The 6,419-nt window shown below is 68.0% G+C and carries 5 protein-coding genes; all 5 read left to right on the forward strand.

Translation table 11 applies throughout. The features are described from left to right. Positions 1-178 precede the first annotated feature (178 nt). Genes AC5RWD_RS13075 through AC5RWD_RS13095 form a run of 5 tightly spaced genes read left to right on the forward strand, consistent with a single transcriptional unit; the run spans position 179 to position 6,297 of the window. Positions 179-1,072: a MurR/RpiR family transcriptional regulator gene (locus AC5RWD_RS13075; RefSeq protein ID WP_494020410.1), complete on the forward strand. Its 894-nt coding sequence runs from the start codon at positions 179-181 to the stop codon at positions 1,070-1,072. Positions 1,073-1,121: 49 nt separating this feature from the next. Then, positions 1,122-2,045, forward strand: a complete 924-nt coding sequence (locus tag AC5RWD_RS13080; protein WP_494020411.1) for an NAD(P)-dependent oxidoreductase — start codon at positions 1,122-1,124, stop codon at positions 2,043-2,045. Positions 2,046-2,083: 38 nt separating this feature from the next. Continuing rightward, positions 2,084-3,631 (forward strand): aldehyde dehydrogenase family protein, encoded by a 1,548-nt coding sequence (locus AC5RWD_RS13085; RefSeq protein ID WP_494020412.1) that lies wholly within the window; start codon positions 2,084-2,086, stop codon positions 3,629-3,631. Positions 3,632-3,643: 12 nt separating this feature from the next. Then, positions 3,644-4,858 (forward strand): amidohydrolase, encoded by a 1,215-nt coding sequence (locus AC5RWD_RS13090; RefSeq protein ID WP_494020413.1) that lies wholly within the window; start codon positions 3,644-3,646, stop codon positions 4,856-4,858. Further along, positions 4,855-6,297: a DUF3100 domain-containing protein gene (locus AC5RWD_RS13095; protein WP_494020414.1), complete on the forward strand. Its 1,443-nt coding sequence runs from the start codon at positions 4,855-4,857 to the stop codon at positions 6,295-6,297. Before AC5RWD_RS13090 ends, AC5RWD_RS13095 begins: the two co-directional genes overlap by 4 nt. The last annotated feature ends 122 nt before the right edge of the window (positions 6,298-6,419 follow it).

Below are 6,419 nucleotides of genomic sequence, written 5' to 3' on the forward strand. Positions count from 1 at the left end.
GGTGGCGCGGACCGGCCCCCGCTGCAATGGACGCTCGGAGCGGATCCACCGGTCACAGCGCAAGAAACTCTTTTCGCAAACGAAATTGCAGAGTACATTTAATGCAATCAGCCTTGCAGTCCGATCCGGGTGATAGATCCCGCACACTGCACATCCTGTCCAAAGAAAGAGGCCTGACTTGAACGCCAACACCGCGGGACTGGAAGCCAGCACAGGAACCGGCGCGGCCACTCCCTCCCTCGCATGGCTCGGCGATGCGCTTCCGGACGTTCCGCTGTCCAAGGCCCAGAGCCGGGTGGTGGATGTTATTGCGCGCAACCCGCAGCTTTCCTCCTATGCAGATATTGCGGAGATCGCCCAGCGGGCCGACGTCAACAATTCGACTGTGGTCCGCGCGGCCCAGCACCTGGGGTACCGGGGCTGGCCGGACCTTCAGCGGGAACTGCGGTCCCGCTACCTGGTGACGATCTCCAGCGAGGACACCCTGACCGAGCACGGGGAACACCGCAGTCCCCTGCATGACGCGCTCAGCCACGACATCGAGAACCTGCGCCTGACCCTGGACTCCAACACGGCCGACGACGCCGAGGCGGCCATCGCCACCATGGCGGCGGCCAAGTCCATCATCGTCCTGGGGCTGGGTTCCTTCGCCGGCCCCGCCAGCGTGATGGCCCATCTGGGCTCCACCATGGGATACCCCATCACTCTCGAGAACCGCGGCGCGGTCCACCTCGCCTCCAGCGCCAACGCCCTGGGGCCGGGGGATGTCCTGGTGGTCATCAACATGTGGCGTTCGATGCGGCAGATCATCGTCACCGCCGAAGCCGCGAAACAGGCGGGCGCCAAGGTCATCGCCATCAGCGATATGCGCGGTGGCCGCCTGGCAGCCGTCGCCGACCATCTCCTGGTGGGGGCCTCGGAGGGCATCTCCTTCTTCCAGTCCGTCACCGCCGCAAACTCGCTCGTCTACGGCCTGCTCGCGGGGATGGAGGCCGCGCATCCCGAGCGCAGCCGTGCAGCCATCCGCCGCACCCAGCAGCTGTGGAAAGACCTCGACATCTACCTCGACTGACCTGCAGCTCCCCCACTGCACCTCCATACCTTCGTCTAGGAGAACATTCATGAACACCAGCACCGAACGCCGCATCGCCGTCATCGGCCTCGGCTCCATGGGCGGGGCGATGGCAGCCACGCTCCACAATGCCGGCTGGGAGGTCACCGGCTTCGACCCCTCTGAGGCAGCACGGACCGCCGCGTCCCACGCCGGCATCGCCACCACCGCCAGCGTCGAAGATCTCGCCGGCACCCCCTACGCGGTGCTCTCGCTGCCCGCGGCCAGCGTCGTCGAGTCCACGGTGCCGCAACTGCTGGCGTCACCGGGAACCGTCGCAATCATCGACACCACCACCTCCGAACCGGCAACGAGCAAGCAGATGGCCCAACTCGGCGAAGCGCAGGGCGCAGCATTCGTCGATGCCCCCGTCTCCGGCGGCCGCGACGGCGCATCAACCGGAACATTGAGCGCCTTCGTCGGCGCAACCGATGCGGCCCTGGCCGCCGCCGAACCTGTCCTGCTGGCACTCACCGGCGGCAAGTACAACCACATCGGCGGACCCGGCAGCGGCAACGTCGTCAAGCTCCTCAACAACGTCCTGGCCGCGGCCAACCTGGTCTCGGTGGGCGAGGCGCTGGGTGTCGCCAAGGCCTACGGCATCGATCCGGCCAAGGCGGCAGCAAGCATCAGCGAAGCCTCCGGAGGCAGCAAAGTCTCCGCGAACATGTATCCCAACTGGGTGCTCTCCGGCACACACGATTCCGGTTTTTCGCTGGGACTCATGGCACGCGACGCCGCACTCGCCGTCGACGTCGCCGCGCAGATCGGTGAAAACCCGGCGCTGCTGGCCGCCGTCGCCGGCCAATGGCAGCAGGCCCTGGCCGTCCTCGGACCGCGCGCGGATTTCACCGAGATCGCGCGGACTGTCGCCCCCGCCATCACCCCCGCCGGCGCCCCCGGCACCACAAACGACACCACCGCCGTCGCCTGACGGCCGCTAAACATCCCCCAACAAAGAGGATCACCACATTGAGCACCACCACAGCACCCACCTCCTCATCAGCGGCCACCGCCCGGGCCGTCCTGGACGCCGTGTTCCCCGCCGGGCTCGGCGCATTCCTTGACGGCAGGACTGTCCCCGGCAGCGGCGAGGGCATCACTCTCACCGCCGCGGCCACGGGCGAACCGTTCGCCACCTACGCCGACCCCGGAACCGAGGGGGCCAACGCGATCCTGGAAAGCTCGGTCGCCCGGGCGAAAACCTGGGGCGAACTGAACGGGTTCGAGAGGGCAGCCATCCTGCGCAATGTCAGCCGCACCGTTGAAGCACACGCGGAGGAACTGGCCATCCTCGAGTCAGCCACCACCGGAAAGCCCATCCGCGATGCCAGGGTGGAAGCCGCCAAGGTCGCCGAGATGTTCGGCTACTACGCGGGCTGGGCGGACAAGCTGACCGGCCAGACCATCCCCGTTCCCGGCCCCTGGCACACTTACACCGAACGCGTCCCCTGGGGCGTCGTCGTCGCCATCACGCCGTGGAACGCGCCGCTGTTCACCGCCGGCTGGAATTCCGCGGCTCCATTGGCCGCAGGCAACGCCGTGATCATCAAGCCGAGCGAGTTCACGCCGGCTTCCACCATCCGCCTCGCCCAGCTGGCACACGAAGCCGGTCTGCCGGACGGCGTTTTCAACGTGGCTGCGGGGCTGGGCCAGACGGTGGGTGCTGCCCTCACCGGCGACCGGCGCGTCGGCAAGGTCAGCTTCATCGGTTCCGTCCCCACCGGACGCCGGGTGGCGGTCGCGGCTGCGCAGGCCGGCATTCCCGCGCTGCTGGAACTCGGCGGCAAGAGCGCCAACATAGTGTTCGCGGACGCGGACCTGGAACGGGCCACCGACGGCGCCATCGCGGCTATCTTCTCCGGTGCCGGGCAGTCCTGCGTGGCCGGGTCGCGGCTCCTCGTGGAGCGCAGCGTACACGCCCCGTTCGTGGAGCTGGTGGCACAAAAGGCCGCGCGCCTGCGCGTCGGCGACCCGCTGAGCGCGGACACCGAGGTGGGCCCCATCATCACAGCGCAGCAGTTCGCTACCGTCACCTCGCTCATCAAGGCAGGAATGAACGACGGCGGACGTCGGGTCACGGGCGGCACGCTTCCGGACGCTCTTGCCGGGTCGGCGCTGGCCGGCGGCCACTGGGTGATGCCCACCGTGCTCGACGGCGTGACGCCGCAGAACCGCCTCGAAACCACGGAGGTCTTCGGGCCCGTTGTCGGGGCCGACGCCTTCGACACGGAGGCCGAGGCGATTGCCCGGGCCAACAACACCAACTTCGGCCTGGCGGGCGCAGTGTGGACCTCGGACGTTTCCCGCGCGCACCACGTGGCACGCCAGGTGAAGGCCGGCACGTTCTGGATCAACTCCTACAAGACCATCCACGTTGCGGTTCCGTTCGGCGGCTTCGGCGATTCCGGCCACGGGCGCTCCTCCGGTCCCGGCGTCCTGGACGAGTACACGCAGACCAAGGCCATCTGGGTGCCGACCCGTGCAGCGGGCGCCCCCTTCCCATCCCTCTCCTACTAGGACAGCGTGCATATGGAACTGACAGAAACGCCGGCCCTCCGCACAGCGCTTGCCGAGGGCGTCAGCAAGTGGAAACCGCGGGTGCAGGACATGGCACACCGGATCCACGCCCACAAGGAGGTGTCCTTCGAGGAGGTGCTCTCGGCCGGGGCGGCAGCCGACCTGCTGGCCGAGGGCGGCTTCGCCGTGGAACGCGGCACCGGCGGACTCCCCACGGCCTTCACCGCCAGCGCCGGCACCGGAGAACTAACGGTGGCCCTCTGCGTGGAATACGACGCACTGCCTGATATCGGACACGCCTGCGGGCACAACCTGATCGCGGGGGCTTCCGTCGCCGCCGCCCTGGCCCTGCGGCCCTTCGTCGACGAGCTGGGCATCACCCTGAAGGCCATCGGAACGCCCGCCGAGGAACATGGCGGCGGCAAGGCGCTGCTGCTCGGACGCGGCGCGTTTAACGGCGTCAGCCTCGCCCTCATGGTCCATCCCGTCCAGGACGGGGTCACCTACAACCCGGCAGGCACCAGCGCGCAGGCCGTGGGCCGGTACCGGGCGACGTTCACCGGCCAGGCAGCCCACGCGGCGGCCGCCCCGCACCAGGGCGTGAACGCCGCAGACGCCGCGGTGCTGAGCCAGGTGGCTGTCGGCCTGCTGCGCCAGCAGATCCCGGGCGACCACCGCATCGCGATGTACGTCGCAGAGGCCGGCCACGTCACCAATATCATTCCGGAACGGGCGGTGGTGGAGTTTGAATGCCGGGCGTTCACCCTGAACGAATACGAAGCGCTGCTCGAGCGCGTCCGCCGCTGCTTTGAAGGGGCCGCCATTGCCACCGGAACGACGCTGGCCATCGAGAACACGGAACCGCTTTACGAACCCCTGGTCCAGGACGACGCCCTGGCAGCCCACTGGACTGAGGCCATGGAGGTGTTTGGAAAGGACACCTCGCCCTCGGCCGGCATCAGCGGCGGCTCCACGGATATGGGAAACATCTCCCAGGTCATCCCGAGCCTGCACCCCTGGCTCAGCATTCCGGGTGCGGACGTGCCGATCCACTCCCACAGCTTCGCAGCACTCGCGGACTCCCCGGCGGCATACGCCGTGATGTTCGAGGCAGCCACCGCGCTGGCCTGGACAGTCGCCGCCGCGGCCACAACCCCCACCGAACGGGCACGCCTGATCAAAGCGGCCTACCGCCGTCAGACGGTCACACAGGAAGGCACATCATGAGCATCACCACACCCGCGCGGACAGACAGGGCCGGTGCCCGGCTGACGCTTCCCATCGCCGCACTGGCGTTTGTCATTGCACTGGCGGTCCAGCTGATCGGCCAGGCCAAGATCGACGTCGGCATCGGCACCATCGTCATCTTCCCCATGGTGTGGGGCCTCATCCTCGGCCTGCTGGTCTCGGTCCAAAAGTTCAAGCCGCTGGGGCTGGACCTGCAGCGGGTCGCCGCCGCCCTGGTCGGTGTGGCCGTGCTGCTCCTGGTGGCCAGGCTGGCGTTCAACATCGGGCCCAGCCTTCCCACCCTGCTCAAGGCAGGCCCGGCGCTGCTGCTGCAGGAGGTGGGCCACCTGCTGGGCACCATTGCGCTGGCCCTCCCGCTGGCCGTCCTGCTCCGGATGGGGAAGGCGACGGTCGGAGCCACGTTCTCCCTTGACCGCGAACCCTCCTTCGCCATGGTCTCCGAAAAGTACGGCCCCGACTCCGACCAGTACCGCGGCGTCTTGGCCATGTACGTGTTCGGCACCCTGTTCGGCGCCGTGTACATCACGCTGCTGACCTCCCTCGTGTCCAACTGGAAGATCTTCGACCCCCTGGCGCTGGCCATGGGTGCAGGCGTGGGGTCCGGGTCGATGATGGCGGCGTCGTCCGCCAGCATCATCGCCGCCTACCCCGGCGACCAGGAGGCCATTCTGGGCATGGCGGCCATCTCCAACCTGATTACCACCATCCTGGGTGTCTACGTCGGCATCTACCTCGCCCTGCCGCTGGCGGACCGTTTCTACCGGGTCCTCACCCGCAGGCAGACCCGGGAAGAGGCTGCTGTCACGGCCGGCGCCCCGGCACAGCATGCGGACACGCAGCGCCGCCCTGCCGGCACGAACGGCACCTCCGGCACGATCGGCAACCCCGCCACGGAGCCCGGCGGCGCGGACTCCGCAAAGGAAGCAGCCCAGGCGGAGGAAAACCGTCGGTTCCGCGAACGCGTTGCCGAAGCGTCGGCAGCCATGCACCTGCCGCTGTGGCTGTCCCTCTCGGTCCTCACCGTCCTTGGCATCGGCACAGCCTCGGTCGCGGCCAAGGGATTCAGCCTGACCATCGTCGCCGGGTATGCGATCATGCTGGCCCTCGTCCTGGTCAGCATTGCCCTGGCCAAGCTCACCAAGAAGATCTCGGCCATTGTCTTCATCACCACCATCGGCGCCTACATCTCCAGCCCCTGGTTCTTCGGCGCCGCGGCGCTGAACGGTGCCGTCAAGTCGGTGGACTTCCTCTCGATCGCCACAGTGATGCTGACGCTCGCCGGCCTGTCCCTGGGCAAGGACATTCCACTGCTGAAAAACATCGGCTGGAAGATCATCCCGGTGGGCCTGGTGGCAATCACCGCATCGTTCCTGCTCTCCACCGTGATCGCGGAGTTCGCTCTTGGGCTGTGGCATTAGGCCGCTGGCAACTGACCCCTGACGCACCAAAGGGAAGCGGACGACGGCGGGACCTCCCCCCCCCGGCCCCCGCCGAAGGCAGATGTGTTTGTGGTGGGGCCAAAGGAGGAGCGGGGGGGTGG

The organism is Arthrobacter sp. CMU6 (assembly GCF_059090205.1).